1 protein-coding gene is annotated in these 576 nt (G+C 71.0%); it reads left to right on the top strand.

All coding sequences use genetic code 11. From position 1 onward, the window contains the following. Positions 1-434, top strand: a 434-nt coding sequence (locus tag JMF90_RS39680) for an Ldh family oxidoreductase (protein ID WP_201326611.1), incomplete at its 5' end; no start/stop codon positions are given. Between the last annotated feature and the right edge of the window lie 142 nt (positions 435-576).

Here is a 576-nt window from a genome sequence, read left to right as displayed (position 1 = left end):
AGCAAGGCAAGGCGATTCCGCCGCACTGGGCGATCGACGCGGACGGCCAGCCGACCACCGACCCGAAGGCCGCGCTGCAAGGCGCGATGCGCACGTTCGGCGGCCACAAGGGTTCGGCGCTCGCGGCGATGGTCGAGCTGCTCGGCGGCGCGCTGATCGGCGACATGACGAGCCGGGAATCGATGGACTTCGACGAAGGCGTCGGCGCGACGCCGTGCCACGGCGAACTCGTGATCGCGTTCGATCCGAAGGTGTTTCTCGGCGACGATCTCGACGCGGGGCTCGCGCGCGGCGAGCGGATGTTCGAATCGATCGTCGCGCAGGGCGCGCGGCTGCCGTCGCAACGGCGCTTCGACGCCCGCGCGCGCAGCATCGCGAACGGCGTGCGGATTCCGAAGGCGCTGTACGACGAGATCCTGACGCTGCTCGACTGACGCGCGATCGAGCGGCACGGCGCGGCTTCATCGTCGGCAGAACGGGCAATGAAGCCGCCGGCGGGCCTGTGGCGATGGACTGCTTCGGGCGTCGGGCGTCGGGCGTCGGGTCGGGCTTGGGGCTTGGGGCTTGGGGCTTGGG

It is taken from the genome of Burkholderia sp. E168m23 (genome assembly GCF_016586125.1).
Taxonomy (GTDB): Bacteria; Pseudomonadota; Gammaproteobacteria; order Burkholderiales; family Burkholderiaceae; genus Burkholderia; species Burkholderia orbicola.
Note: the sequence above shows the minus strand (reverse complement) of the source record. Positions and strands in the feature narration are given on the sequence as shown.